Annotated in this window: 25 protein-coding genes; 18 read left to right on the top strand and 7 right to left on the bottom strand. The window is 68.7% G+C overall.

All coding sequences use genetic code 11. The features are described 5' to 3' along the window. Window positions 1-73: 73 nt before the first annotated feature. Both ACO2RJ_RS12070 and ACO2RJ_RS12065 read right to left on the bottom strand, forming a co-directional pair. A complete protein-coding gene (locus ACO2RJ_RS12070) occupies window positions 74-658 on the bottom strand; it encodes a TetR/AcrR family transcriptional regulator (RefSeq protein ID WP_423268249.1) in 585 nt (194 codons plus the stop codon). Next, on the bottom strand, window positions 655-4,050 hold the full coding sequence (locus ACO2RJ_RS12065) for an acyl-[ACP]--phospholipid O-acyltransferase (RefSeq protein ID WP_423268248.1): 3,396 nt from the start codon (window positions 4,048-4,050) through the stop codon (window positions 655-657). Before ACO2RJ_RS12065 ends, ACO2RJ_RS12070 begins: the two co-directional genes overlap by 4 nt. A gap of 267 nt (window positions 4,051-4,317) precedes the next feature. Here ACO2RJ_RS12065 and ACO2RJ_RS12060 point away from each other — a divergent pair, with 267 nt between their 5' ends. Continuing rightward, the gene (locus ACO2RJ_RS12060) at window positions 4,318-4,929 is read left to right on the top strand and encodes a sulfite oxidase-like oxidoreductase (RefSeq protein ID WP_423268247.1); all 612 of its coding nucleotides are present in this window, start codon (window positions 4,318-4,320) and stop codon (window positions 4,927-4,929) included. Next, window positions 4,926-5,663: a ferredoxin reductase gene (locus tag ACO2RJ_RS12055; protein WP_423268246.1), complete on the top strand. Its 738-nt coding sequence runs from the start codon at window positions 4,926-4,928 to the stop codon at window positions 5,661-5,663. The genes ACO2RJ_RS12060 and ACO2RJ_RS12055 overlap by 4 nt, the downstream gene beginning before the upstream one ends. A gap of 6 nt (window positions 5,664-5,669) precedes the next feature. Here the strand turns inward: ACO2RJ_RS12055 and ACO2RJ_RS12050 are convergent, their stop codons facing one another. Next, window positions 5,670-6,101 (bottom strand): DUF3617 domain-containing protein, encoded by a 432-nt coding sequence (locus tag ACO2RJ_RS12050; RefSeq protein WP_423268245.1) that lies wholly within the window; start codon window positions 6,099-6,101, stop codon window positions 5,670-5,672. A gap of 185 nt (window positions 6,102-6,286) precedes the next feature. On the opposite strand from ACO2RJ_RS12050, the gene ada reads away from it, so the two are divergent. Next, window positions 6,287-7,399, top strand: a complete 1,113-nt coding sequence (gene ada / locus ACO2RJ_RS12045) for a bifunctional DNA-binding transcriptional regulator/O6-methylguanine-DNA methyltransferase Ada (RefSeq protein WP_423268244.1) — start codon at window positions 6,287-6,289, stop codon at window positions 7,397-7,399. Here ada and ACO2RJ_RS12040 read toward each other — a convergent pair. Then, entirely contained in the window at window positions 7,365-7,568 is a 204-nt protein-coding gene (locus ACO2RJ_RS12040) for a hypothetical protein (protein WP_423268243.1), read from the bottom strand. The genes ada and ACO2RJ_RS12040 overlap by 35 nt on opposite strands. A gap of 117 nt (window positions 7,569-7,685) precedes the next feature. On the opposite strand from ACO2RJ_RS12040, the gene ACO2RJ_RS12035 reads away from it, so the two are divergent. Continuing rightward, window positions 7,686-8,522, top strand: a complete 837-nt coding sequence (locus ACO2RJ_RS12035) for a tetratricopeptide repeat protein (protein ID WP_423268242.1) — start codon at window positions 7,686-7,688, stop codon at window positions 8,520-8,522. A 143-nt stretch (window positions 8,523-8,665) separates the two neighbouring features. Here ACO2RJ_RS12035 and ACO2RJ_RS12030 read toward each other — a convergent pair whose 3' ends face one another. Together ACO2RJ_RS12030 and ACO2RJ_RS12025 are read right to left on the bottom strand one after the other, a co-directional pair. Further along, window positions 8,666-9,427, bottom strand: coding sequence for an ABC transporter permease (locus tag ACO2RJ_RS12030; protein ID WP_423268241.1), 762 nt, complete (start codon window positions 9,425-9,427; stop codon window positions 8,666-8,668). Continuing rightward, complete coding sequence (locus ACO2RJ_RS12025; protein ID WP_423268240.1) at window positions 9,424-10,353, bottom strand: ABC transporter ATP-binding protein; 930 nt, start codon at window positions 10,351-10,353, stop codon at window positions 9,424-9,426. The genes ACO2RJ_RS12030 and ACO2RJ_RS12025 overlap by 4 nt, the downstream gene beginning before the upstream one ends. A gap of 253 nt (window positions 10,354-10,606) precedes the next feature. Between ACO2RJ_RS12025 and ACO2RJ_RS12020 the strand changes: the two genes are divergently transcribed. From ACO2RJ_RS12020 to ACO2RJ_RS11970, 11 genes are all read left to right on the top strand, one after another. Continuing rightward, window positions 10,607-11,329: a GntR family transcriptional regulator gene (locus ACO2RJ_RS12020; RefSeq protein ID WP_423268239.1), complete on the top strand. Its 723-nt coding sequence runs from the start codon at window positions 10,607-10,609 to the stop codon at window positions 11,327-11,329. 270 nt (window positions 11,330-11,599) lie between these two features. Then, complete coding sequence (locus tag ACO2RJ_RS12015; RefSeq protein ID WP_423268238.1) at window positions 11,600-12,385, top strand: ABC transporter ATP-binding protein; 786 nt, start codon at window positions 11,600-11,602, stop codon at window positions 12,383-12,385. Beyond that, on the top strand, window positions 12,378-13,277 hold the full coding sequence (locus tag ACO2RJ_RS12010) for an ABC transporter permease (protein ID WP_423268237.1): 900 nt from the start codon (window positions 12,378-12,380) through the stop codon (window positions 13,275-13,277). The genes ACO2RJ_RS12015 and ACO2RJ_RS12010 overlap by 8 nt, the downstream gene beginning before the upstream one ends. A gap of 163 nt (window positions 13,278-13,440) precedes the next feature. Next, complete coding sequence (locus ACO2RJ_RS12005) at window positions 13,441-14,448, top strand: ABC transporter substrate-binding protein (protein WP_423268236.1); 1,008 nt, start codon at window positions 13,441-13,443, stop codon at window positions 14,446-14,448. Next, a complete protein-coding gene (locus ACO2RJ_RS12000; RefSeq protein ID WP_423268235.1) occupies window positions 14,429-15,169 on the top strand; it encodes a succinate dehydrogenase/fumarate reductase iron-sulfur subunit in 741 nt (246 codons plus the stop codon). The genes ACO2RJ_RS12005 and ACO2RJ_RS12000 overlap by 20 nt, the downstream gene beginning before the upstream one ends. Next, window positions 15,166-15,495, top strand: a complete 330-nt coding sequence (locus tag ACO2RJ_RS11995; protein ID WP_423268234.1) for a succinate dehydrogenase — start codon at window positions 15,166-15,168, stop codon at window positions 15,493-15,495. The genes ACO2RJ_RS12000 and ACO2RJ_RS11995 overlap by 4 nt, the downstream gene beginning before the upstream one ends. After that, window positions 15,492-15,851 (top strand): succinate dehydrogenase, cytochrome b556 subunit, encoded by a 360-nt coding sequence (gene sdhC, locus ACO2RJ_RS11990; protein WP_423268233.1) that lies wholly within the window; start codon window positions 15,492-15,494, stop codon window positions 15,849-15,851. Before ACO2RJ_RS11995 ends, sdhC begins: the two co-directional genes overlap by 4 nt. Then, the gene (locus tag ACO2RJ_RS11985) at window positions 15,848-16,588 is read left to right on the top strand and encodes a sulfite exporter TauE/SafE family protein (RefSeq protein ID WP_423268232.1); all 741 of its coding nucleotides are present in this window, start codon (window positions 15,848-15,850) and stop codon (window positions 16,586-16,588) included. The genes sdhC and ACO2RJ_RS11985 overlap by 4 nt, the downstream gene beginning before the upstream one ends. Before the next feature lie 10 nt (window positions 16,589-16,598). Further along, window positions 16,599-17,471, top strand: coding sequence for a fumarate hydratase (locus ACO2RJ_RS11980; RefSeq protein WP_423268231.1), 873 nt, complete (start codon window positions 16,599-16,601; stop codon window positions 17,469-17,471). Between the two features lie 162 nt (window positions 17,472-17,633). Beyond that, the gene (locus tag ACO2RJ_RS11975; RefSeq protein WP_423268230.1) at window positions 17,634-18,245 is read left to right on the top strand and encodes a fumarate hydratase C-terminal domain-containing protein; all 612 of its coding nucleotides are present in this window, start codon (window positions 17,634-17,636) and stop codon (window positions 18,243-18,245) included. Beyond that, window positions 18,242-19,972, top strand: coding sequence for an L-aspartate oxidase (locus ACO2RJ_RS11970; protein WP_423268229.1), 1,731 nt, complete (start codon window positions 18,242-18,244; stop codon window positions 19,970-19,972). The genes ACO2RJ_RS11975 and ACO2RJ_RS11970 overlap by 4 nt, the downstream gene beginning before the upstream one ends. 63 nt (window positions 19,973-20,035) lie before the next feature. Here ACO2RJ_RS11970 and ACO2RJ_RS11965 read toward each other — a convergent pair whose 3' ends face one another. Next, on the bottom strand, window positions 20,036-21,019 hold the full coding sequence (locus ACO2RJ_RS11965; RefSeq protein ID WP_423268228.1) for a tripartite tricarboxylate transporter substrate-binding protein: 984 nt from the start codon (window positions 21,017-21,019) through the stop codon (window positions 20,036-20,038). 300 nt (window positions 21,020-21,319) lie between these two features. Here ACO2RJ_RS11965 and ACO2RJ_RS11960 point away from each other — a divergent pair, with 300 nt between their 5' ends. From ACO2RJ_RS11960 to ACO2RJ_RS11950, 3 genes are all read left to right on the top strand, one after another. Next, a complete protein-coding gene (locus ACO2RJ_RS11960; RefSeq protein ID WP_423268227.1) occupies window positions 21,320-21,631 on the top strand; it encodes a UxaA family hydrolase in 312 nt (103 codons plus the stop codon). A 12-nt stretch (window positions 21,632-21,643) separates the two neighbouring features. Continuing rightward, a complete protein-coding gene (locus ACO2RJ_RS11955; protein WP_423268226.1) occupies window positions 21,644-22,912 on the top strand; it encodes a UxaA family hydrolase in 1,269 nt (422 codons plus the stop codon). A 205-nt stretch (window positions 22,913-23,117) separates the two neighbouring features. Then, a complete protein-coding gene (locus ACO2RJ_RS11950) occupies window positions 23,118-24,050 on the top strand; it encodes an NAD(P)-dependent oxidoreductase (RefSeq protein ID WP_423268225.1) in 933 nt (310 codons plus the stop codon).

Genomic DNA, 24,050 nt, shown 5'->3' with positions numbered 1-24,050 from the left:
CATGACCGCAATTGAACGCCGCGATGCAGCAATTCGCAAGCCAAATGTTCAGCCGTCCTCTGCGCCGTAAACCCTACGTCGCGGCGCCCACCGCGCGAAGGACCGCCGCGGCGATGCGCTCGCGATGGGCCGAGGGCGGTGTCGCGAGCCGGCCGTAGATCCGGAAGATCGCCGGCTGCAGGACGAGCCCGAGCGCGAGGGCCGTGACCAGCGCCACGTCGTCATGGGGGATCTCGCCCGCCGTCATCGCGTCCTGAAACACCCGACCGAGCGCCTCCACGGGGTTGTCGGGCGAGGCGGCCTCGAGCGCCCGCAGATGCTCGTGCTGCGAGATCAGCACATAGGCGAAGCCGTCGGGGTCGTCGTCGAAGTTGCGCGCGAAGAAGTCGACGAGGGCTTCGACCCGAGCCGGGAAGCCGCTCTCGCGCGCCCGGACGGCCTCGACGCCGCGAGCGAGCGCGCCGTAGCGCGATCGAAACAGCGCGCGGGCGAGCTCCTCCTTCGAGGCGAAGTGGCGGTAGAGCGCGCCTTCGGTCACGCCGACCTCGAGCGCGATGTCGCGCACCGAGGTCCCGTCGACTCCCTTCGCCGCGAACAGCTTCAGCGCAGCCGCCTCGATCCTCCCGCGCGTCGCGTTCGGAGCGCGGACGGCCGTCATTCCGCGGCCTCCTTGGTCTTCTCCTCGGCGGCGAGCGTCTTGATCGTCACGTAATCGGTCTTGCCCGAGCCCAGCAGCGGGATCCTGTCCACGATCCGGACGTCGGCCGGCACGGCGAGGTCCGGAAGCCCGGCCTCGCGAAACGCGATCTGCAGGGCGCCTCGATCGATCGAGCGGTCGGTCGTCACCAGCACGATGCGTTCGCCCTTGCGCGGATCGGGCGCGGTGGTCGCCGCGTGGCCGCCGCCCGGCCAGCGCTTCTGCACCGTGGTCTCGACCGACCCGAGCGAGACCATTTCGCCGGCGATCTTTGCGAAGCGCTTGGCGCGGCCGCGGATCGTGACGAAGCCGTCCTCGTCGATCGTCACGATGTCGCCGGTGTCGTGCCAGCCGTCGGTTGGCGGCTGTAGAACGCCAGGGGCGTCGGCCTTGAGATAGCCGGCCATGACGTTCGGCCCGCGGATCGCGAGCCGGCCGGCGTCCTCGATCCCCTCCACCGGCTCCAGCCGATGCTCCATGCCCGGCAGCAGGCGGCCGACGGCGCCGTTGCGGTTGAAGATCGGCGTGTTGACCGCGACGACCGGCCCGGCCTCCGTGATGCCGTAGCCCTCAAGGATGCGCAGCCCGAACTTCTCTGACCAGAGCTTTCGGGTCTCGACCTTCACCGCCTCGGCGCCGGCCACCACGAGCCGCAGCGAACGGAAGTCGTAAGGATGGGCGGTGCGGCCGTAGCCGGCGAGGAAGGTGTCCGTGCCGAACAGCACGGTCGCGTTCGTCCCGTAAACCATCTCCGGCACGATCCGGTAGTGCAGCGGGGAGGGGTAGAGATAGGTCTTCACCGACGAAACCAGCGGCAGCAGCAGGCCGCCGGTCAGCCCGAAGGCGTGGAACACCGGCAGCACGTTGAAGACGACGTCCGCCGGGCCGAAATCGATGCGGGCGGCGACCTGCGCGACGTTCGCGAGCAGATTGCGGTGGGTCAGGACGACGCCCTTGGGGGCGCCTTCCGAGCCGGAGGTGAACAGGATCGCCGCCGGCGCGCCGCCGTCGCCTTCCGCCGCCCGGCCGCTGACGAGAAGTCCGCGCAGCCGGTCGGCGAGGCCGATCGTCTCCCGGACGTCCTCGAGATAGACGAGGTCGACGGCGTCTCCGAGCGCCGCCTCTTCTTTCTGGAGCCGCCCCTTCTCGATGAAGGCGCGGGAGGTCAGCACGGTTTTCACCTCCGCCGCCTTGCAGGCGGAGACGAGGTTCGCGGGGCCCGCGGTGTAGTTCAGCATCGCCGGCACGCGGCCCGAACGGTGCAGCGCGAGAATGGCGAGCGCGACGCCCGCCGCGTTCGGCAGGAACACGCCGACGTTTTCGCCGGGCGCGGTGAAGGCGTCGATCTTGCCGCCGAGCGCAGCGGCGCCCGCGAGCAGCCTGCGATAGCTCAGCTTCGTGCCGAGCGCGTCCTCCACGGCGGCCTCGTTGAAGCCGTCGGCCCGGGCCGCGGCGACGACGGCTGCGTGCGCCGTGCGGTCGATATCGGTTGTCGTGAAGATCATCCGCGACATGACGTCGGTCAGCGCCTGCCCGGCCGCGCGCCGACGCTTGCGGCCGACGAGGGTCTTGTCGACGTTCAGCGGCTCGGGCGGCAGGATCGTCACCGTGACCCGGGGGAACAGCCGCTTCCGAATCTGCTTGGTCGTGAGATAGGAGAACAGCGAGCGGTCGAGGCCCTCGATGCGGACGGGAATGACGACCGCGTCGGCCTTGTCGGCGATGAGGCCCGCGCCGTCATAGACCTTCATCAGCGAGCCGGTGACGGTGATCCGTCCCTCGGGGAAGATCACCAGCCGGTTGTTCTCCTTCACGAGGTTGATCAGCGCCCGGGTCGCGAGCGGCTTGGCCGGGTCCATCGGGAACGCGCGCACGAGCTTGGTGAAGGGCTTCACCCACCAGCGTTCGGCGATCTGGCTGTTGACCGCGAAGACGGGATCGTCCGCCAGCAGCGACATGATCAGCGGCGCGTCCATCAGGCTGGTGTGGTTGACCGCGATCACCGCCTTCTTCGGCGCGTCGATCAGGTTGTTCATGCCGCGCACCTCGACGCGGTAGACCTGCGACAGCAGCAGGTGCACGGCGTCGCGCAGCATCGAGCCCGGGAGCACCCTGCCGATGAAGGGCGCGCCGATCAGGCAGAGCGCCCCGACGAGGCCGATCAGGACCTGCGTCGACAGGCCGGCCGCCTGGAGCGCGATGAGGACGACGGAGCCGCCGACCATGAAGGCGGCGTTGAGCACGTTGTTCGCCGCGACCACGCGGGCGCGGCGATCCTCGCCCGCCTCCGACTGCAGAAACGCGAAGATCGGCACGACGAACAGGCCGCCCGCCGCCGCGATGCCGATCAAGTCGATCAGGATACGGATGTCGTGGGCTGAGCGGATGAATTCGCGCCAGCCGACCGCCGGCCCCGCGGGCGCCATGCCCCATGTCGCGACGGCGAGGTCGATCGCGAAAAGGCCGGTCAGCACGCCGCCGATCGGGCAGAGCACGAGCAGGATGCGCCGCTCCGACAGCCTGGCCGCGACGAGCGAGCCGAGCGCGATGCCGATGGTGAAAGCTGCGAGGAACAGCGTGACGAGGCTTTCCGACCCGCCGAGCGTCTGCTTGGCGAGCGGGAGCAGCAGCGACAGGATGATCGCGCCGACCATCCAGAAGCCCGAGATCGCGATGGCCGCGATCCAGAGCCGCGGATTCTCCCGGAGCTCGCCGAGCAGGCGGAAGGCGCTCTTCGCGATGTTGTCGTCGATGACGAGGTCGGGCGCGCTCTGGCCGGTCGGCGGGATCAGCGTCGCGCAGAACCAGGCGAGCACGGACACGCCGATCGTGACGCCGGCGATCGCCCAGGGGCTCGCTTCCGCCACCATGATTCCGCCGCCGACCGTGCCGGCGAGGATCGCCAGAAAGGTCGCGGTCTCGACCAGCGCGTTGCCGGAGACCAGCTCCTCGCGGGCGAGGTGGTCCGGCAGGATCCCGTACTTCACCGGACCGAACAGGGAGGAAAGCACGCCGGTCAGGAACAGCGCTATGAACAGCAGCGTCACGGAGCCGGTCACGAAGCCGACGGCGGCGATCGCCGCGACGCCGATCTCTCCAAGCTTGAGACGCCGCGCGACGACCGCTTTGTCGTAGCGGTCGGCGATCTGGCCGCCGAGGGCGGAGAACAGGAAGAACGGCAGGATGAAGATCGCCGTCGCAAGCGTGACCAGCTTGGCGCCGGCGCCGCCGCCGATCTGGAAGATCAGCAGGATCGCGAGCGCGTTCTTGAGAAAATTATCGTTGAAGGCCGCGAACAGCTGGCAGCCGAACAACGGCGCGAACCGACGCGTGCGAAGCAGCGAGAGCAGCATGACGGGCTCCGATGAGCGGCCGAAGCGGCGCTGGGATGCGTGAGTGAATGTTTACTCACAGATCGACAGATCCGCAAGGCGGGGTCGGCCGCCGCTCAACTGAATTTGGGTGGCGCGTCTCAGGAGCGGTCGACAGGCGGGCCCCAACCCATGTGCCCCGCCCGCCGCCTCGGAGCGCGGATCGTCCGTCCATTCCTCTTCGTCCATTCCCCTTGGCGGCAGGGCGGGAACCCGCTTAACTCGCGCCGACGCAACAGGATCAGGTCGATGGTCACCCGCGGTTTCGAAGGTCGGCGACCGACGCCGGACATGGCGCTACGGACGCCGCCTGGACAGGCGCTCACCACGGATTTCCCGGTTCTGTCGGCTGGGCCGACGCCCACTGTCCGGCTCGAGGACTGGTCGTTCGTGGTGAAGATCGGCCCGCGGCCGGCGGCCACATGGAGCTGGCGGGAGTTCCAGGCGCTGCCGCACAGCACGTTCACGCGTGACATCCATTGCGTCACCACCTGGTCGAAGCTCGACACCGAATGGGAGGGCGTCCTGATCGACGACATCCTGGCGGCGGCAGGCCTTGAGGCGCCGCCCACGCCCTTCGTGCTGGCGCACGGCTTCGACGGCTACTCCACCAACGTGCCGGCCGCCGATCTCGTCTCCGGCAGGGCGATGGTGGCGACGAAATACGCCGGCGCGCCGCTGACGCCCGACCATGGCGGCCCGGCGCGGCTGCTGGTGCCGCACCTGTATTTCTGGAAATCCGCGAAATGGGTCAGCGGACTGCAGTTCACGGAGACGGACACCGCAGGGTTCTGGGAGCTTCGCGGCTACCACATGTATGGCGACCCCTGGCGCGAGCAGCGCTATCACGACGATCCGTGAGCGCGACCCCAAGCGTCTGGGGCGCCGCCACGATCGCTGAGATCGTGCCCCGCACCGCGCGCGTGACGAGCTTCATCCTCGCGCCCGAGACGCCCTTCGCGTTCCGCGCCGGCCAGCATGTCGACGTGAGGCTCACGGCGCCGGACGGCTACCAGGCGCGCCGCAGCTACTCGATCGCCTCCGCGCCGGAGGCCCCCGATACGATCGAACTCGCGATCGAAAGGCTCGAGAACGGCGAGGTCTCGCAATTCTTTCACGAGGTCGCGGCGATCGGCGACGCGATCGAGCTGCGCGGACCGATCGGCGGCCATTTCGTCTGGAGCGTCGACGACGGCGGGCCCCTGCTGCTGATCGGAGCGGGCTCAGGCGCAGCTCCGCTGATGGCGATGATCCGGCACAGGACGGCGCGCGGATCGCTTGAGCCGACGCTGCTCATTCTGGCGTCCCGGACGTGGGACGACGCGCTGTTCCGCGACGAGCTGATCGCGCTCCACGACCGGCGGGACGGCTTCGATCTCGTGCTCGCCACGTCCCGCGACCGCCCGAGGCGGCCCGGCGACCATGGACGCCGCATCGACGCCGCCATGGCGGCGGAAGCGCTCGGCCGCCTGCCGCGTCCGCCGGCGCATGTCTTCGTCTGCGGATCGAACGCCTTCGTCGAGACGGCGACGGACGCGCTTCTCGCGGACGGCGTCGCCGCCTCGATCATCCGCACCGAGCGCTACGGCGGCTAACCCCGGTCAGCGCGGCGCGGGAGCGCAGTCGCCCACGCGCCGGCCGCGCTGGACTTCGGTCATCGTCATGTTCTTGCCGCCCATCGTCATGGCGATGCTGCCCTGGAACCGGTCTCCGGCAAGCTCATAGAGCGCGTAGGCCTTGCCGGAATTGACGCCGCCGCAGACGATCTCGAACAGGATCGCGTCGCCGTCCCGGCGCAGGTTCTTCGCAGGGCAACGCGCCAGCGGATTGTTGTCGCTGAGCACGGGGAACGCCGCGGCCTTCCCGGCGGCGATTTCGCCGACGCAGATCACGGCCGTCTTGGCGCCACGGCTTTCGATGTGAGGCAGGTCGAGCCGAATGGCGACCTCGTAGGAGCCGCCGCGCAACTCCGTCTCCGCGCCGGCCGGAAGCGCCGAAAGGGCCAGGAGGGCGGCGGTCAGCAGGATGCGCATGCTTGATCCCTCAGGCCCCGGAGCCGCATCGTGCCGCAGCGCGACACGGCCGACGCTCCGGTCCTTGCGATCGAAGCCGGGGAAGCGTCAGGGTTTCGGACATTGAGAGCAAGCGGCGGAGCGCGCCGTCACCCGCGGCCCGGTCAGATGGAGGGCGCTTGAGAGACCCAATCCAGGAGACCAGGATGAACGCCATGTTTCCGCCCCCCGACGTCCACGCGCCGCCCATCGAAGACGACCCGCGCTGGCGCGCCTTCGTCGAGCGGGACCCGGCCGCAGACGGCGCCTTCGTCGTCTTGGTGAGGACGACGCGGATCTATTGCCGCCCGACATGCCCGGCGCGCCGCCCGAAGCCCGAGAACGTGGCCTTCATGGCCACGGCCGCCGAGGCGGAGGCGGCGGGCTTCCGGCCCTGCAAGCGCTGCCGTCCCGAGGCCGCCGGCCTCCAGCAGCGGCGCGCGGCGCTCGTCGCCGACGCCTGTCGCCGGATCGAGGCGGCGGAAGAGCCTCCCAGCCTCGACGCATTGGCCGCGGGAGCCGGCCTCAGCCCCTTCCACTTTCATCGTGTGTTCAAAGCAATGACCGGCGTGACCCCCAAAGCCTATGCCGCGGAGCATCGCTCGGGCCGCGTTCGTTTGGCTCTGGCGCGCCCGGGCTCGAGCGTGACCGAGGCGCTCTACGACGCCGGGTTCAACTCGAACGGCCGCTTCTACGAATCCTCGACTCGGGTGCTGGGCATGACGCCGACGCAGTATCGCGCCGGAGGCGCTGACGCCGCCATCCGCTTCGCGGTCGGTCAATGCTCGCTCGGCGCGATCCTGGTCGCGGCGAGCGCGCGTGGCGTCTGCGCGATCTTCATCGACGACGATCCCGACTTGCTCGTCCGGAGCCTGCAGGACCGCTTCCCCAAAGCGGAGCTGATCGGAGGCGACGCCGGCTTCGAAACGCTGGTCGCGCAGGTCGTCGGCTTCGTCGAGGAGCCAGCCCGCGGGCTCGACCTGCCGCTCGACGTGCGCGGCACCGCGTTCCAGCAGCGGGTCTGGAAGGCGTTGCAGGAGATTCCCCTGGGTGAGACCGCAAGCTACGCCGAGATCGCCCGCCGCATCGGCGACCCTCAGGCGACGCGCGCGGTGGCCGGTGCCTGCGCGTCGAACGCCATCGCGGTCGCGATCCCCTGCCACCGCGTGGTGCGCTCGGACGGCTCGCTCTCGGGTTACCGCTGGGGCGTCGAGCGGAAGCGGGCTCTTCTGGCGCGCGAGAGCGTCATTCGCTCCGGCGACGCGACCTCAGCGGATTGAAATGCATGAGCGCCAACATGAGCATGGTGTAGATCGAAAGCGCCGCCCCATAGAAAAACCCGGGATGGACGCTGGGGGTGGTGCGCGCCATGAAGAACGCCGTGACGCCGCAAAACGCCATCAGCACGAGCGCTGCGATCAGGCCGAGGATGTTCTTGACGATCCACATGGGCGGAAAGAATAGCAGCGAAGATCGGCGGGCGGCGAATCCCGTTTGCGCGGGGCCGGGGCATTTGCGACAAGCGGGCGGTCGGCCGCCCCGGCTGGTCGCGGAGGCGGGAGACTCGTGACGCGCATTGCGATCCTGGCGGCGGCGATTCTGGCGGCGCTCGCGTTCGGCGACCTTCGCGAGCGGACGGGTCGCGCCCTGCACGCGGCCGGAGCCGATCGAGCCGCGGCGCTCGTGCTCGGGGGCGCGGTCTGGGACGGCGCCGCGCTCTACGCGGGAGGGCGCTACGCCGAGGCGGCGGACGCCTTCCGGCAGGCGAACTTCCCCGGCCAGCTCTACGACGTAGGTCTCGCGCTCGCCCGCGACGGCCGGCTCGCGGAGGCGGTGAAGGCGTTCGACTCGGCGCTGGAGCGCGATCCCAACGACGAGGACGCGCGGTACAATCTCGCCTTGATCGAGTCGATGCTGGCCAAACGGCGCGCCGAGGGGCGCGACGCCAACAACCCCGCGAACGCCAGCGCCAGCCAGAACAAGCGCGGCGGCGAGGCCCCGAGCGACGCCGAGAACGAGGTCAATTCGACCGGCGAGGGCGCCGCCGGCGACCGCGACAGCGGCCGCGAGGCGACGTCCGCCGGGCCCAGCAAAGTCTTTCGCTCGGGACGCGCCGAACAGTCGGATCGGCCGCAGGAGACCAAGAAGGCGACTGGATCGATCGGCTCGTCGCAGAGCGGGGCCGGGCGCACCGGCGACGCCCAGATGAACGTCGCCCGGCCGCCGGAGCAGCTCGCCCACCGGCTCGATCCGATGATGGTGAAGACCGTCGCCGCCTCCCGCCGCTGGCTCGAGACGCTGCCGGACGATCCGGGAGTCTATGTCCGCCGCCGGCTCGCCCACGAACGGGCGGGTCGGGCCGAGCGGGGGATGGCGGCGCCGAGCAACATGGACCCGTGGTGACGGGCTAAGGCCGCGGCAGTCCTGCCGACGACCCCGCCGGATCTGCGGTCACGCTACGAGATGGTGGGCATGACCGTCGTCGGTCATCACCATCTGGATCGTCTGGACCGGGGACAGGTCCTTCCAGATCGCGTCCCGCCGCGTCACGCCTTCAGGCGATAGCCCGTCTTGAAGATCCAGCGCACGCCCGCAAGACACAGGGCGAGGAACACCATGGTCATCGCTAGGCTGACGCCGACGCCGACGTCGGATTTGCCGAAGAAGCTCCAGCGGAAGCCCGAGACCAGATACACTACAGGGTTGAACAGCGACACCCCCCGCCAGAACGGCGGCAGCATGTCGATCGAGTAGAACGCGCCGCCAAGGAAGGTGAGCGGCGTCACGATCAGCAGCGGCACCAGCTGCAGCTTCTCGAACCCGTCGGCCCAAATGCCGATGATGAAGCCGAACAGGCTGAACGTGACGGCGGTAAGGATCAGGAATGCGATCATCCAGAAGGGGTGGCGGATCTCGACATGGACGAACAGGGCGGCCGTCGCGAGCATGATCAGGCCGATGATGATCGACTTCGACGCCGCCGCGCCGACATAGGCGATGACGATCTCGATAAAGGACACCGGCGCCGAGAGCAGCTCGTAGATCGTGCCGGCGAAGCGCGGGAAGTAGATCCCGAAGGAGGCGTTGGCGATCGACTGCGTCAGCAGCGTCAACATGATCAGGCCGGGCACGATGTAGGCGCCGTAGGCGACCCCGTCGATCTCCTGGATGCGCGAGCCGATCGCAGCTCCGAACACCACGAAATAGAGCGAGGTCGAGATCACGGGCGACACGACGCTCTGCAGCACGGTGCGCCAGGCGCGCGCCATCTCGAACAGGTAGATCGCCTGGATCGCGCGCAGATTCATCGCCGTTCCCTCACCAGGTCGACGAAGATGTCCTCAAGCGAACTCTGCCGGGTCTGCAGATCCTTGAACCGGATGCCGGCCGCGCCGAGGTCGGTCAGAAGGCGGGTGATGCCGGTGCGCTCCCCTTGCGTGTCGTAGGTGTAGGTGAGGGCCCCGCCGTCCTCGGCGAGCTCGAGCCTGTGGTCGGCGGCGAGCCCGGCCGGCATGGCGGTCAGCGGATCCTGGAGATAGATCGTGAGCTGCTTGCGGCCGAGCTTCGACATCAGCGCAGCTTTGTCCTCGACCAGGATGATCTCGCCCTTCGAGATGACGCCGATGCGATCGGCCATCTCCTCCGCCTCCTCGATGTAATGGGTCGTGAGGATGATGGTGACGCCCGTCTCGCGCAGTCCCCGCACAAGCTCCCACATGTCCCGCCGAAGCTCGACGTCGACGCCCGCCGTCGGCTCGTCGAGGAACAGCACGCGCGGCTCGTGAGCGAGCGCCTTGGCGATCAGCACGCGCCGCTTCATGCCGCCGGACAGCGTCAGGATGCGGGCGTCCTTCTTGTCCCAGAGCGACAGGTCCTTCAGCACCTTCTCGACGAAGGCCGGGTCCTTCGGCTTGCCGAACAGGCCGCGAGAGAAGTTGACGGTCGCCCAGACGCTCTCGAAGGAATCGGTCGTCAGTTCCTGCGGCACCAGGCCGATCAGCGACCGGGCGGCGCGAAAGTCGGTCTGAATGTCGTGCCCGTCGACCGTCACCTCGCCGGTCGACGGCGTGACGATCCCGCAGACGATCGAGATCAGCGTCGTCTTGCCCGCGCCGTTCGGGCCGAGCAGCGCGAAAATCTCGCCCTTGTCGATTTCGAGGTCGACCGACTTCAACGCCTGGAAACCGGACGCGTAGGTTTTCGACAAGCCTGATATGGAAAGGATCGGGGGCATGGAACGCGGACATAGAGACCCGGACGGCGTCCGTCCATGGCGCCGACCGCGGACGGCGCATTGCAGCGGCGCATGACGCAGCGATCCGCCTGCGCGACAGTCTGACGCCTGATATAAGATAGAGGACTGGACGGCCGCCGCCGTCGGGCGTCTGCTGGTGGGGCCTGCGCCGGCTGGCGCGGAGCGCGATTCGAAGGGCATGCCGCCAATGGGGCCAGAGGATACGAACAGCGACCGCGAGCCTATCGCGCCAGTGGGGGACGAAGAGGCGCTCGGCTTCCGTCCGCTGTACCGGCAGGTGCGCGACAAGCTGATCCGCCGTCTGGTCGACGGCGTCTGGGCGCCCGGCGAGCCGTTGCCGAGCGAGATTCAGCTCGCCGCCGAGCTTCGCGTCAGCCAGGGCACCGTGCGCAAGGCCCTCGACGCCATGGCCGCCGACAATCTCGTGGTGCGGCGGCAGGGACGCGGCACCTTCGTCGCCCGCCACGACGAAGAACGCGTCATGTTCCAGTTTTTCAAGCTGGTCGGCGACGACGGCGACCGCTCCTTTCCGCAGAGCGCCGTGCTCTCGCTCGCGCAGGGCAAGGCGAACGCCGCCGAGCGCGAGGCGCTCAAGCTCCCGAAGGACGCGCGGGTGACGCGCATCCGGCGGCTCCGCTCGATGGCGGGCCGGCCGACCATCGTGGAGGACGTCGCGCTTCCGGACGCTTTGTTTCCAGGCCTCGCTGGAATGGAGATCCCGAACAATCTCTATGGCCTTTACGCCGTCCATTTCGGCGTCGCGGTGGCGAGCACGCGCGAGCGGCTGAAGGCGGTCGCGCTCACCGCCGAGGACGCCGACGCGCTCGGAGCGAAGGCCGGAGCGCCCGCGCTGCGGATCGACCGTCTCGCGCTCTCCCTGGAACGCCAGCCGGTCGAGTGGCGGCTCAGCGTCTGCCTGACCGACAAGGTCCACTATCTGTCGGAGCTGCGCTGAACGGGCCCGCTGGAGCCGGTCCGCCGCCGCTCGTCGTCCCATCTTCGCGGCGGTAGTCTTATAAAAGATATGAGACTGCTTTACATCGGCTCCAGCCTCGCTTAGCGTCCCGGCAAGGCGCTCAAAAGACGCTGCAGGACGTCGTCGGAGACGATGCGGAGAGGCCAAGGGCGCGGCGTGCGCCCTGGCCTTTCCGATGTTCGGTCCGGGGGCGGCGACAGGCTGAACGCGACGAAGAACGCGGCGGCCGCTTCGTCCAAGGGAGGACGCATGGACCCGGCATCGCCTTTGCTGCAGGTCGACGGCGTAACGCTGCGCTATAAGACCCCGCACCATCTCATCACCGCGACCTATCGCGTCGACTTCGACGTCCATCAGGGCGACCGCTTCATCCTGCTCGGTCCGTCGGGCTGCGGGAAGTCGACGCTGCTGAAAGCGGTCGGCGGCTACATGGCGCCGACCGAGGGCGAGATCCGGCTGAAGGGCGCGCGGGTCGCGAAGCCCGGACCCGACCGGATGATGGTGTTCCAGGAGTTCGACCAGCTTCTGCCCTGGAAGACCGTGCGCGAGAACGTCGCCTTCGCGCTCACCGCCTCGGGGCGCCTCGCCGGCCGGGCGGCCGACGAGAAGGCGATGCACTACATCGAGAAGGTCAATCTCGCAGGTTTCGCGAACAGCTTCCCGCACATGCTGTCCGGCGGCATGAAGCAGCGCGTCGCGATCGCGCGCGGCATGGCGATGGAGCCCGACATCCTGCTGATGGACGAGCCCTTCGCGGCGCTCGACGCGCTGACGCGCCGCAAGATGCAGGACGAACTGCTTCAGCTCTGGGACGAGACGCGTTTCACCGTGCTGTTCGTGACGCATTCAATCCCCGAGGCGATCAAGATCGGCAACCGCATCCTCCTGTTGTCGCCGCATCCCGGCCGCGTCCGCGCCGAACTCGACGGCACGACGGACCCGCAGGCGGTCCCCGCGCTCGAACGGCGGATCCACGACATGCTGTTCGCCGAGGAGATCACCGAAGGCGCGGAGCGGGAGCTCGCCCATGCGTGACGCCTCAGCGCCTACGCCCACGCCGCTCCGCCTGGCGCCCCATCGCCCGGAGATCGTCCGAGACACGGAGCAGGCGGGCGACATCGCCGTCATCGAGAAGCCGCTGTCGACGCTGGAGCTGATCTACAATCAAGGCTTCGTCCGCAAGGGGCTGATCCTGGTTGCGCTCGCGGTCATCTGGGAGATCTACGGGCGCTATCTCGACAACGATCTTCTGTTTCCGACCTTCAGCGCCACCGTCACCGCCTTCGTGAACGCCGTCGCGGACGGCACGCTGCCGGCGCGCGCCTGGTCGTCGCTCAAGGTTCTGCTGATGGGCTACGCGGCGGGCGTTCTGCTCGCGACGTTGCTGACCGCGCTCGCCATCGCGTCGCGCATCGGCTCGGACTTCCTTGAGACCATGACGTCGATGTTCAACCCGCTGCCGGCGATCGCGCTCCTGCCGCTGGCGCTGATCTGGTTCGGGCTCGGCAACGGCAGTCTGGTCTTCGTGCTGGTCCATTCCGTGACATGGGCGATCGCGTTGAACACGCATTCCGGCTTCCTGTCCGTCAGCCGGACGCTGAAGATGGTCGGCCGGAACTATGGGCTGACCGGCGCGAGCTACATCACCAAGATCCTGATTCCGGCCGCCTTCCCGTCGATCCTGACCGGCCTCAAGATCGGCTGGGCCTTCGCCTGGCGCACCTTGATCGCGGCCGAACTCGTCTTCGGCGTCAGTTCGGGCTCGGGCGGCCTCGGCTGGTTCATCTTCGAAAACAAGAACATGCTCGACATCCCGAACGTCTTTGCGGGACTGCTGGCCGTCATCCTGATCGGGCTCGTCGTCGAAAACCTGATCTTCCAGACGATCGAGGCGCGCACCATCCACCGCTGGGGGATGCAGACGTGACGAGCGCGTGCCGGCGCAAGGCCGGAAGAGCTGAGTCACATATCATATATATGACCTAAGACGGTTGATCGGAGGGCCGCGCCACGGTAGCCTTCGATCGAGGCGCGGAACGACAAAGCGCCCGTGAAAAAAGACGCCGCAAAGACGGCGAGGGAGGTTTCGCATGGGGTTCGCGATCACGCGCGTTCTCGCGCTCGCCGCGGCTTTGGCCGCAGGCTTCGCCGGGTCGGCCTCGGCCGAAGTGTCGACCGTCCGGCTCGCCAAGCAGTTCGGCATCTCTTACCTGCCGCTGACGGTGATGCAGGAGGAGAAGCTCTTCGAGAAGCAGGCCAAAGCCGCGGGCCTTGACCTCACGACGGAGTGGCTCCGCTTCACCGGCGGATCCGGCATGAACGAGGCGCTGCTGTCGGGCAATCTCGACTTCGCCGCGGGCGGCGTCGGCCCGGCGCTGACGATCTGGGGCAAGACCCAGAAGAACCTCAAGGTGAAGGGCGTCGCCGCGCTGAACGCGATGCCGCTCTACCTCGTCACCACCAACCCCGACGTCAAGACGATCAAGGACTTCACCGAGAAGGACAAGATCGCCCTGCCGACGGTGAAGACGTCGATCCAGGCGGTGACGCTGCAGATGGCGGCGGAGAAGGCGTTCGGCGAGGGCCAGCAGGGCAAGCTCGACAGCCTGACCGTCTCGATGGGGCACCCGGACGCTCTGACCGCGATGCTCGGCGGCGGGTCGGAGATCACGGCGCATTTCGGCTCGTCGCCCTTCCAGGAGATCGAGCTGAAGAACCCGAAGGCTCACAAGGTCCTCGACAGCTACGATGTCCTCGGCGGGCCGCACACCTTCAACATCGTCTGGGCCTCGTCGAAGTTCGCCGACGCCAACCCGATGGTGATGAAGGCCTTCGTGGCCGCGCTCAACGAGAGCATGGAGCGGATCAAATCCGACCCTGAAGGCGTCGCGGCGCTCTGGCTCAAGGCCGAGAACGTGAAGATGTCGCAGGAGGACGCGGTCGCGATCATCAAGTCCCCTGAGAACGAGTGGACCACCACGCCCAAGAAGATGCTGTCCTATCTGAACTATATGAACCGCGCAGGCCTGGTCGCGGCCAAGACGGAAGACTGGCGCGACCTGTTCTTCCCCGAGATCCATGACGCATCAGGAAGCTGAGGCCGCAGGCGGCGGCGAACTCGCGGTCCGCGTCTGGCGCGGCGCCGAGCGCGGGTTCGAGTCGTTCCGGGTCGCCCGCCGGGAGAGCCAGACCGTGCTCGACGTGGTGACGGAGATCCAGCGCGAGCAGGACCCGTCGCTCGCCTACCGCTTCGCCTGCCGCGTCGGCATGTGCGGCTCCTGCGCGATGACCGTCAACGGGCGTCCGCGCTGGACCTGCCGCACCCGCGTCGCCAAGGTCGCCGAGGACGGCGCCCTGACGCTCGAGCCGCTGAAGAACCTGCCGGTGGTCAAGGATCTCGCCGTCGACATGGCGGTGTTCTTCGAGAAGTGGCGGGACGCGAAAGGGTTCTTCGAGCCTGGCGAGCGACCGGCGGACGACTTCGCGAAGGTGGAGCCCGCGAGCCCGGAGCGGCAGGCGGCCGACGCCGGCGTGGAGTGCATCAACTGCGGCGCCTGCTACTCCGCCTGCGACGTCGTCTCCTGGAATCCGGACTATCTCGGGCCCGCCGCGCTCAACCGCGCCTGGACGCTCGTCAACGACGTGCGCGACGAGGGGCAGGACGCGCGGCTCGCCGCCGTCTCCGGCGACGCCGGCTGCCACTCCTGCCACAGCCACATGAGCTGCACCGAGTTCTGCCCGAAGGATCTCAGCCCGACTTACGCGATCGCCGGGCTGAAGCGGGCGACCGCGAAGCGTCTGTGGAGGCGGCGCGCATGAGCCCGGCGCTCTACCTCGCGCAACGCATGACGGCGCTCGTTCTGGCCGTCGCCGTCGCCGTCCATCTCGGCACCATCGTCTACGCCGTGCGCAGCGGCCTCACCGCCGGCGACATCCTCGGCCGAACCTCGGGCAATGGCTGGACGCTCGCCTTCTACTCGCTGTTCGCGCTCGCAGCCGCCGTCCACGCACCGATCGGGCTGCGCAGCGTGCTGCGGGAATGGACGGCGTGGCGCGGCCGGTCGCTCGACGCGGCGATGTTCGCCTTCGCCGCCGTCATCGCGGCGCTTGGCCTGCGGGCCGCCTTTGCGGTCTACGCGGCATGAGCGCGGTCGCGGACGCCTTCCGCGGCTCGCGCCGCAAGCCTGGCTTCGTCGCGGCGCTGCTGCACCGCTTGTCGGGCGTAGCCCTCGCCCTGTTCCTTCCGCTGCATTTTCTGGCGCTCGGGACGGCGCTCGGCGGCGCTGATCGGTTGGAGAGCTTCCTCGCGCTCACCCACAATCCGCTGGTCCGGTTCGCGGAGTGGGGGCTCGTCACGGCGCTCGCCCTGCACATGGCGCTCGGTCTGCGCTTGCTCGCGATCGAGTTGCTCGGGACCCGCGAACGAACCTCTCTCGTGGTCGCCGTCTGCGCCGCCGCGGCGCTCGCCGTCGGCCTCCTCTTTCTGCTGAACGCGGCATGACCGCCGCGTTCGGCGTGCCGCTCTCCACCATCGCCGTCCTGTGGGCCGGGGCCTTCGTCGGCGCGATCGCGGCCGGCGGGGCGGGCTTCGCCTTCGCGCTCGCGGCGGCCGCGATCTGGCTGCATGCGCTGGAGCCGCTGCAGGTCACGACGCTGATCGTCGCCTGCGGCAGCCTGCTGCATGTCACGCTGGTCTGGCCGATCCGGCGGTCAATCGAGCGCGAGCGGCTCACGCCCTTCCTGATCGGCGCGGCGCTGGGAATACCGGTCGGCGTCGCCTTCGTCTCGCAGGTGGATCCGCACCCGATCAAGCTCGCGATCGGCGCGGGACTCTGCCTCTACGGCGCCTACACGCTGCTCGCGCCCCGTCTGCCGCGGATCGAGGGCGGGGGCCGGCCCGCGGACGCGGCGGTCGGGTTCCTCGGCGGCGTGCTCGGCGGCGCGGCCGGACTGTCCGGCGTGCTGCCCACGATCTGGACGCAGCTGCGCGGCTGGCCGAAGGCGGTCGCGCGCGGCGTCTACCAGCCCTTCATCCTGTTCGCGCATCTGCTGACGCTCAGCCTGCTTGGCGTCGCCGCCATCAGCGGCGACGGGCTCAAGCTGTTCCTGCTGGCGCTGCCGCCGCTCGCGCTCGGCGCATGGCTCGGCTTCGCCCTCTATGGCAAGCTCGATGAAGCCCGTTTCAAGCAGTTTCTCGCCCTGATGCTGATCGCATCCGGGGCCGCGCTGTTGTTTTAAGGAGGACGTCATGCGTCTGGACATGCATGAAGTCGAACGGCTCTGCGCCGATCTCTACATTCGCGCGCTGAAGATTCTGCCGCCGGACATCAAGGCCGGCTTCAAGGAGCTCGTCGGCGCGGAGACCGGCGAGACCGCGAAGACCGTGCTCGGCACGATGGTCGAGAACGTCGCGGTCGCGGAGCGAACCAACAACATCCTGTGCCAGGACACGGGCATCCCGATCTACAACGTTACGATCGGCCGGCATGTCGAGTTCGACGGCGCGGAGCTCAAGGCCGCGATCCGCCGTGGCTGCGAGCGCTCCACCAAGGAGAACTCGCTGCGCTCCTCCGTCGTGCATCCGATCACGCGGCACAACGACCAGACCTCCTGCGGCGTGCGCGTGCCGATCATCCATGTCGACTTCGACGAGCGCGAGGAGACGGTCGCGATCGAGATGATCCCGAAAGGCTCGGGATCGGAGAACGGCTCGTTCCTCCAGATGCTGCTGCCATCGCAGGGCATCAACGCCGCCAAGCGCTTCGTGATCGACCGGGTGATCGAGCTCGGCGGCCGGGTGTGCCCGCCGACCATTGTCGGCGTCGGGCTCGGCGGCACCTCGGATCTCTGCATGCACCTCGCCAAGATCGCCGCGACGCGGCCGCTGAAGACGGTCTGCTCCGACCCGGAAGGCGCGAAGATCGAGGCGGAGATGTCGCGCGCGGTGAACGAGCTCGGCGTCGGGCCGCAAGGGTTGGGCGGCCGGTCGACCAGCTTCGCCGTCCATGTCGAGATCGCGGCGACGCACATCACGCAGAATCCCGTCGCGGTGAACATCCAGTGCCACTCCGCGCGGCGCGCCATGGCGACGATCACGCCGGGCGGCATCGCGTTCAGCTGAGGAGGGTGACCTGTCCGTGCGTGCTTCGAGACGGCGCTGCGCGCCTCCTCAGCATGAGGAGGCAGGCGCGTTCCGGAACTCTCATCCTGCTCATGCTGAGGAGCCGGCCGTGAGGCCGGCGTCTCGAAGCGCGCGGCACGTGTCTCCAAGGCGGAGCCTTTCATGACCCACCACGTCCTCGACATGCCGGTCGACGAGGCGGCCGTCCGCGCGCTGAAGGTCGGCGACACCGTCACGCTGCGGAGGACGCTGTTCGGCATCCGCGACGCGACGCTGATCCACATGTTCGACCGTGACCGGAAGACCCGCTTCGACCTCAAGGGCCACGCCGTCATCCACACGGCGCCGAACGTCCACCGCGTCGAGCGATCCGATGACGCCCCGGTCGGCTACACGCCGTTCTGCATCGGCACCACCACCTCGCAGCGGATGGAGCGCTTCACGCGGCCTCTGATGGAGCGCGAGGGCGTGCGGCTCATCATCGGCAAGGGCGGCATGGGGCCGGAGACGTCGGCCGCGTTCCGTGATCTCGGCGGCGCCTATCTCGCGATCGTCGGCGGGGCCGCGGCCCTGGAGACGACCTGGATCGAGCAGATCGAGGACGTCGACATGGACGACCTTCACCCCGAAAGCCTCTGGAAGTTCAAGATCCGCGACTTCGGCCCGCTGCTGGTCGGCATGGATTCGCATGGCGGCTCGCACTACGCGAACGTGCGCGAGGACGTCGCGTCGCGTCGCGACGCAGTGCTCGCAAGCCTCGGGGCCAGCGAATGACGCCGCGCCCGAGCGTCTTCGACACCGACATCCTGATCCTCGGCTCCGGCGGCGCCGGGCTGTTCGCGGCGCTGCACGCCAAGAAGACGGCGCCCGAGCTCGACGTCACCGTCGCGGTCAAGGGACTGCTCGGCAAATGCGGCTGCACCCGCATGGTGCAGGGCGGCTACAACGTCGCGCTGGCGCCCGGCGACTCGGTCGAGCGCCATTTCATGGACACGATCGAAGGCGGCAAGTGGTTGAACGACCAGGACCTCGCCTGGACACTGGTCACGGAGGCTCAAGTTCGCATCCGAGAGCTTGAGACCGAGCTCGGCTGCTTCTTCGACCGCAACCCCGACGGCTCGGTCCACCAGAAGGCCTTCGCCGGCCAGACCTTCGACCGCACGGTGCACAAGGGCGACCTCACCGGCATCGAGATCATCAACCGGCTGATGGAGCAGGTCTGGCGGCGCGACGTGAATCGGCTCGAGGACCATCGCGCGCTTGAGCTGATCCCGGCCGCGGACGGCTCGGGGCTGTCGGGCGTGCTGATGCTCGACATGCGGACCGGCGCGCCGCTGCTCGTCCGCGCCAAGGCCACGCTGCTCGCGACCGGCGGCGGGCCGACGATGTACAAGTTCCACACCCCTTCTGGCGACAAGACCTGCGACGGTCTCGCGATGGCGCTGCGCGCCGGCCTGCCGCTGCGCGACATGGAGATGGTGCAGTTCCATCCGACCGGCCTGCTTGCCGGACCCGGCACGCGGATGACGGGCACCGTGCTAGAGGAGGGGCTGCGCGGCGCGGGCGGCTGGCTCACCGACCGCACGGGCGAGCGCTTCATGCACCTCTACGACCCGCGCAACGAGCGGGCGACGCGCGACATCGTGAGCCGCTCCATCATGCGGCGCATCCGCGACGGCTTCGGCGCCGGCAATGGCGGCGTCTACATCGAGATGGCGCATCTCGGGCCGGAGACGGTGCGCAAGAGCTTCAAGGGCATGGTCGAGCGCTGCGCGGATTGCGGCTTCGACCTCGCCTCCGGCCGCGTCGAGGTGATCCCGACCGCGCATTACATGATGGGCGGCGTCGCTTTCCGCGGCGACTGCTCGACGGAGCTGCCGCGGCTCTACGCGGCGGGCGAGGACACCGGCGGCGTCCACGGCGCGAACCGGCTCGGCGGCAACGGCGTCGCGAACTCCACCGTCTTCGGCGGCGTCGCCGGCAAGGCGATGGCCCGGGCCGTGCGGCTGGAGGGAAGCCTCGCTGATCCCGACCTCGCCGCGATCGAGCGCGGGCTGGCGCGGGCCTACGGACCGCTGGGCAAACCGTCCAAGGACCTGGGCGCGATCCGGGAGGCGCTCTACGACGCGATGTGGACGGATGTCGGCATCCTGCGCGACGCCGAGGGGCTGGCTCGCGGCGCCGCGACGCTTGCAGGCCTCGCCGAGGCCGTCGAGCGTTCGGGCGCGCCGGACGGCGATCGCCGCTACGACCTCACCTGGATGGACCGGCTGAATCTCGAGAATCTGGTCGTTGCGAGCCGGGTGATCTGCGCCGCGGCGCAGGCGCGCGAAGACAGTCGCGGCGCTCATTTCCGCGAGGATTTTCCGGAGACGTCGGACCTCGCGGCCTCGCGTTACACCGTCGTGCGCCAGAGCGGCGAGGCGATCGGCGTGACGACCGAGCCGGTCGCCTTCACCCGAGTGCACCCGGGCCAGTCGCTGCTCGTCGACGCGGCCTGACGCTCGGTTCCGGATTTCGGGGCCGACGCGCCGGGTTCGCGCCCGGCGCGTCGGCCCTCGATCTCACTTCGGCGCTTTGTCGCCGGATTCGGCGAACACCTTCTTCCAGGTCTCGAGCTCCTTCTCGAAGCGCGCCTTGTGCGCCTCGGGGGTCCGCTCCTGCTCCGGAAACACGGTGGTGCCGACATCGGCGAAGCGGCTGACGATCTTGGGATCCTTCAGCGCGACCTCCAGAGCCTCGGACAGCTTGCCGAGAACCTCCTTCGGCGTGCCCTTCGGCGCGTAAAGCCCGTGCCAGACCACGAACTCGAAGCCCTTGAGGCCCGCCTCGTCGAGCGTCGGCAGATCCTTCAGCGCCGGCAGCCGCTCCTTGGAGGAGACCGCGAAACCCTTGATCTTGTTCGCGAGCACCGGGGGAACGGCGTTGGTCGACTGATCGCACATCATGTCGATCTGGCCGGCGATGAGGTCGGTCATGGCCGGCCCGGTCCCGCGATAGGGAACCTGCGTGAAGTTCGCGCCGGTCGCGCGCTGCAGCAGGCTGGCGCAGAGATGGGCGTTGGAGCCGACGCCGGCGTTGCCGACCGTCGTGTTGGCCCCGTCAGCCTTGATCTTCGCGATCAGAGCCTGGGCGTCCTTCGCCTCGTAGCCCGGCTTGGTGGCGAGAACCATCGGGCCGGTGTTGATCAGGCCGAGCGGCTCGAACGCGGTCGCCGTGTCGTAATTGAGCTTGTCGTAGAGCGAGGCGCTCGCCGGCAAAGCGATGTGGTGGATGAGCAGCGTGTAGCCGTCCGGGTCCGACCGGGCGACCCGCGACGCGCCGAGCGTGCCGCCGGCGCCGGTGACGTTCTCGATCACGACCTGCTGGCCGAGCGTCTTCGACAACGACTCGCCGACGAGGCGCGCGATCAGGTCGCTGGGGCCGCCGGCCGAATAGGGCACGATCAGCGTGATCACCCGGTCGGGATAGCTCTGCGCGAGCGACGGGGCGGCGCTGAGGGCGAGGCCGACGGCCGCAGCCGCAAGCGTTTTCCAGATGGACGTCATAAAGCCTCCGCTTGGGATCGTTTCCTGTCGCGTCCGATGGATCTTACGCCCATGTGACGCCTGCACGTCGGCCCGGTGGGGCCCTACGCGATCTCCGTCCGCCGGCCGGTCCAGCCGACGGATCCGAGTAGACAGATATCATATCTCTTATATAAGACCAGCCCTATGCGCGGGCTGAAAGCCGATCGTCGGACGCGCCCGTCTGGCGGCCATTGACCCGGCCCCTGTCTTATGTCTTATACAAGAGATGCGCGACGGGCCGATGAGCTTGCGCGCCCGATTTGGGAGGATCGCCTAGGGATGAGCAGCAAGATGAACGGCGACGGCCGCAACCCGCACGTTCTCGCCCACAGCCCGAAGGACAACGTCGCGGTCGCCGTGATCGAGGGGCTGAAGGCGAACACCGACGCCTTCGGCGTGGTCACGGAGAACGACACCACCTTCGACGTCTACGTGAAGAACGACATCCCGATCGGCCACAAGGTCGCGCTCGTCGACCTCAAGGCCGGCGACACCGCGATCAAATACGGCCAGGACGTCGGCAAGATCGTCGCGGACGTCGCCAAGGGCGAACATGTGCATACGCACAACATGAAGACGAAGCGCTGGTGAGGGAGAGAAAACATGGCTGACGTCCTGCCCCAGGGTCAGAGCCCGTTTGTCGGCGGCGCTCCCGACCAGTACTTCACCCCGCAGCTCGCCTCGAAGCGCGCCTCGGAGGACTATGCGAACGCCACCTTCATGGGCTGGCGCCGCGAGAACGGCCGCGTCGGCGTGCGCAACCACGTCGTGCTGCTGCCGCTCGACGATCTGTCCAACGCCGCCTGCGAGGCGGTCGCGAACAACATCAAGGGCACGATGGCCCTGCCGCACGCCTATGGACGGCTGCAGTTCGGCGAGGATCTCGCGATCCATTTCCGCACGCTGATCGGCATCGGCTCGAATCCGAACGTCGCCGCGGTGATCGTGATCGGCATCGAGGAGCAGTGGACCAACCGCGTCGTCGAAGGCATCGCCAAGACCGGCAAGCCGGTCGTCGGCTTCGGCATCGAGCAGCATGGCGACATCGCGACGATCGCTCGCGCCAGCTACGAGGCCAAGAAGTTCGTGCAGTGGGCGACCGAGCTGCCGCGCGAGGAATGCAAGCTCACCGAGCTCTGGATCTCCACCAAATGCGGGGAGTCCGACACCACGACCGGCTTGTCCTCCTGCCCCACCGTCGGCAACCTCTACGACAAGCTGATCCCGCACGGTATCTATGGCGTCTTCGGCGAAACCTCCGAGATCACCGGCGCCGAGCATCTCTGCAAGGCGCGCGCGGCGAGCCCCGAGATCGCCGAGAAGTGGTTCAAGATGTGGAAGTCCTATCAGGACGACGTCATCGAGGCCCACAAGACCGACGACCTCTCCGACAGCCAGCCGACCAAGGGCAACATCGAGGGCGGCCTGACCACCATCGAGGAGAAGGCGCTCGGCAACCTCGAGAAGATCGGCCACGACTGCCGCTACATCGACGCGCTGGAGCCGGCTGAAGCGCCGGCGAAGGGACCGGGCCTCTATTACATGGACACCTCTTCGGCCGCGGCCGAATGCGTGACCCTGATGGCGGCGGCCGGCTACGTCGTCCACACCTTCCCGACGGGACAGGGCAACGTCATCGGAAACCCGATCGTGCCGGTCATCAAGATCTCGGGAAACCCGCGCACGCTGCGGACGATGGGCGAGCATGTCGACGTCGACGTCACCGGCGTGCTCCGCCGCGAGATGACCATCCCGGAAGCTGGCGACGCCCTGATCGACATGGTCGTGCGCACCGCCAACGGCCGGCTTACGGCCGCGGAGGCCCTCGGCCACCGCGAGTTCTCGATGACCAAACTGTACCGCAGCGCCTGAACCGGGCCGCCCCTCCTCGCGCCTCGGCGCGGGGAGGGGGCGCTCGGCACGCGGCGAAGGACAAAGGCGAGCCCAACCCGGACCGCCTCTTGGACCGGTTGACCCAGCCAGGTCCTCTTCCCCGTCCGGGAAGGGAGCGCCACGCCGCCTCTCCGCCGCACAAGCGGCGGCCCTTCCCTTTGACATCGCCAACCGGTGAAGCCTCATGGCCCGCATCGTCATTTCCGAATTCATGGACGAGGCGGCGATCCGCGACGGGCTCGCCGGCCACGACGTGCTCTACGACCCAAACCTTGTGGACGATCCGGGCCGGCTCGCAGCCGAGTGCGCGACGGCCGACGCGCTCATCGTTCGCAACCGCACGCAGGTGCGCGGGGATCTGCTGGCGGCGGCGGCGAAGCTCGCCTGCGTCGGGCGGCTCGGCGTCGGCCTCGACAACATCGACGTCGAGGCCTGCAAGGCGCGCCGGATCGCCGTGTTCCCGGCGACCGGCGCGAACGACGTCTCGGTCGCCGAATACGTCATCGGAACGGCGATGCTCCTGCTGCGCGGCGCCTATGGGTCGACCGAGGCCATGGCGGCCGGGTCCTGGCCGCGCAACGCGCTTTCGAACGGACGCGAAATTTCGGGCAAGCGGCTCGGTCTCGTCGGCTTCGGCTCGATCGCGCGGGAGACCGCAAAGCGCGCCGCAGCGCTCGGCATGGAGGTCGCGGCGCACGATCCCTTCGTCGCCGCCGACGATCCGTCCTGGAGCGGGGTGGAGCGGAGCGAGATCCACGATCTGCTCGCCGTCTCGGACGTGGTTTCGCTGCACGTTCCGCTCACCGCGGGCACCCGAGGCCTGATCGGCGCCGACGCGCTGGGGCGGATGAAGCCGGACGCGATCCTGATCAACGCCGCCCGCGGCGGCGTGGTCGACGAGGCGGCCGTCGCCGCCGCGCTGAAGGCGGGAAAGCTCGGCGGCGCCGCGCTCGACGTGTTCGACGCCGAGCCGCTGAAAGGCGCCGCGGCCGAGGTCTTCGCCGGCTGCCCGAACCTCATCCTCACGCCGCATGTCGCCGGCGTCACCGCCGAATCCAACGTCCGCGTGTCCGGCGTCACCGCGCGCGCGGTCGCGAACCATCTGAAGGGTCGCTGA

The organism is Hansschlegelia sp. KR7-227, from assembly GCF_049446035.1.
GTDB lineage: Bacteria > Pseudomonadota > Alphaproteobacteria > Rhizobiales > Methylopilaceae > Methylopila.
Note: the sequence above shows the minus strand (reverse complement) of the source record. Positions and strands in the feature narration are given on the sequence as shown.

What these genes read in the sequence shown, in the direction of transcription:
- ACO2RJ_RS12070 (WP_423268249.1), bottom strand. Translation starts at nt 658, where the DNA reads ATGACGGCCGTCCGCGCTCCGAACGCGACGCGCGGGAGGATCGAGGCG.
- ACO2RJ_RS12065 (WP_423268248.1), bottom strand. Translation starts at nt 4,050, where the DNA reads ATGCTGCTCTCGCTGCTTCGCACGCGTCGGTTCGCGCCGTTGTTCGGC.
- ACO2RJ_RS12060 (WP_423268247.1), top strand. Translation starts at nt 4,318, where the DNA reads ATGGTCACCCGCGGTTTCGAAGGTCGGCGACCGACGCCGGACATGGCG.
- ACO2RJ_RS12050 (WP_423268245.1), bottom strand. Translation starts at nt 6,101, where the DNA reads ATGCGCATCCTGCTGACCGCCGCCCTCCTGGCCCTTTCGGCGCTTCCG.
- ada (WP_423268244.1), top strand. Translation starts at nt 6,287, where the DNA reads ATGAACGCCATGTTTCCGCCCCCCGACGTCCACGCGCCGCCCATCGAA.
- ACO2RJ_RS12040 (WP_423268243.1), bottom strand. Translation starts at nt 7,568, where the DNA reads ATGTGGATCGTCAAGAACATCCTCGGCCTGATCGCAGCGCTCGTGCTG.
- ACO2RJ_RS12030 (WP_423268241.1), bottom strand. Translation starts at nt 9,427, where the DNA reads ATGAATCTGCGCGCGATCCAGGCGATCTACCTGTTCGAGATGGCGCGC.
- ACO2RJ_RS12025 (WP_423268240.1), bottom strand. Translation starts at nt 10,353, where the DNA reads ATGCCCCCGATCCTTTCCATATCAGGCTTGTCGAAAACCTACGCGTCC.
- ACO2RJ_RS12015 (WP_423268238.1), top strand. Translation starts at nt 11,600, where the DNA reads ATGGACCCGGCATCGCCTTTGCTGCAGGTCGACGGCGTAACGCTGCGC.
- ACO2RJ_RS12010 (WP_423268237.1), top strand. Translation starts at nt 12,378, where the DNA reads ATGCGTGACGCCTCAGCGCCTACGCCCACGCCGCTCCGCCTGGCGCCC.
- ACO2RJ_RS12005 (WP_423268236.1), top strand. Translation starts at nt 13,441, where the DNA reads ATGGGGTTCGCGATCACGCGCGTTCTCGCGCTCGCCGCGGCTTTGGCC.
- ACO2RJ_RS12000 (WP_423268235.1), top strand. Translation starts at nt 14,429, where the DNA reads ATGACGCATCAGGAAGCTGAGGCCGCAGGCGGCGGCGAACTCGCGGTC.
- ACO2RJ_RS11995 (WP_423268234.1), top strand. Translation starts at nt 15,166, where the DNA reads ATGAGCCCGGCGCTCTACCTCGCGCAACGCATGACGGCGCTCGTTCTG.
- sdhC (WP_423268233.1), top strand. Translation starts at nt 15,492, where the DNA reads ATGAGCGCGGTCGCGGACGCCTTCCGCGGCTCGCGCCGCAAGCCTGGC.
- ACO2RJ_RS11985 (WP_423268232.1), top strand. Translation starts at nt 15,848, where the DNA reads ATGACCGCCGCGTTCGGCGTGCCGCTCTCCACCATCGCCGTCCTGTGG.
- ACO2RJ_RS11980 (WP_423268231.1), top strand. Translation starts at nt 16,599, where the DNA reads ATGCGTCTGGACATGCATGAAGTCGAACGGCTCTGCGCCGATCTCTAC.
- ACO2RJ_RS11975 (WP_423268230.1), top strand. Translation starts at nt 17,634, where the DNA reads ATGACCCACCACGTCCTCGACATGCCGGTCGACGAGGCGGCCGTCCGC.
- ACO2RJ_RS11970 (WP_423268229.1), top strand. Translation starts at nt 18,242, where the DNA reads ATGACGCCGCGCCCGAGCGTCTTCGACACCGACATCCTGATCCTCGGC.
- ACO2RJ_RS11965 (WP_423268228.1), bottom strand. Translation starts at nt 21,019, where the DNA reads ATGACGTCCATCTGGAAAACGCTTGCGGCTGCGGCCGTCGGCCTCGCC.
- ACO2RJ_RS11960 (WP_423268227.1), top strand. Translation starts at nt 21,320, where the DNA reads ATGAGCAGCAAGATGAACGGCGACGGCCGCAACCCGCACGTTCTCGCC.
- ACO2RJ_RS11955 (WP_423268226.1), top strand. Translation starts at nt 21,644, where the DNA reads ATGGCTGACGTCCTGCCCCAGGGTCAGAGCCCGTTTGTCGGCGGCGCT.
- ACO2RJ_RS11950 (WP_423268225.1), top strand. Translation starts at nt 23,118, where the DNA reads ATGGCCCGCATCGTCATTTCCGAATTCATGGACGAGGCGGCGATCCGC.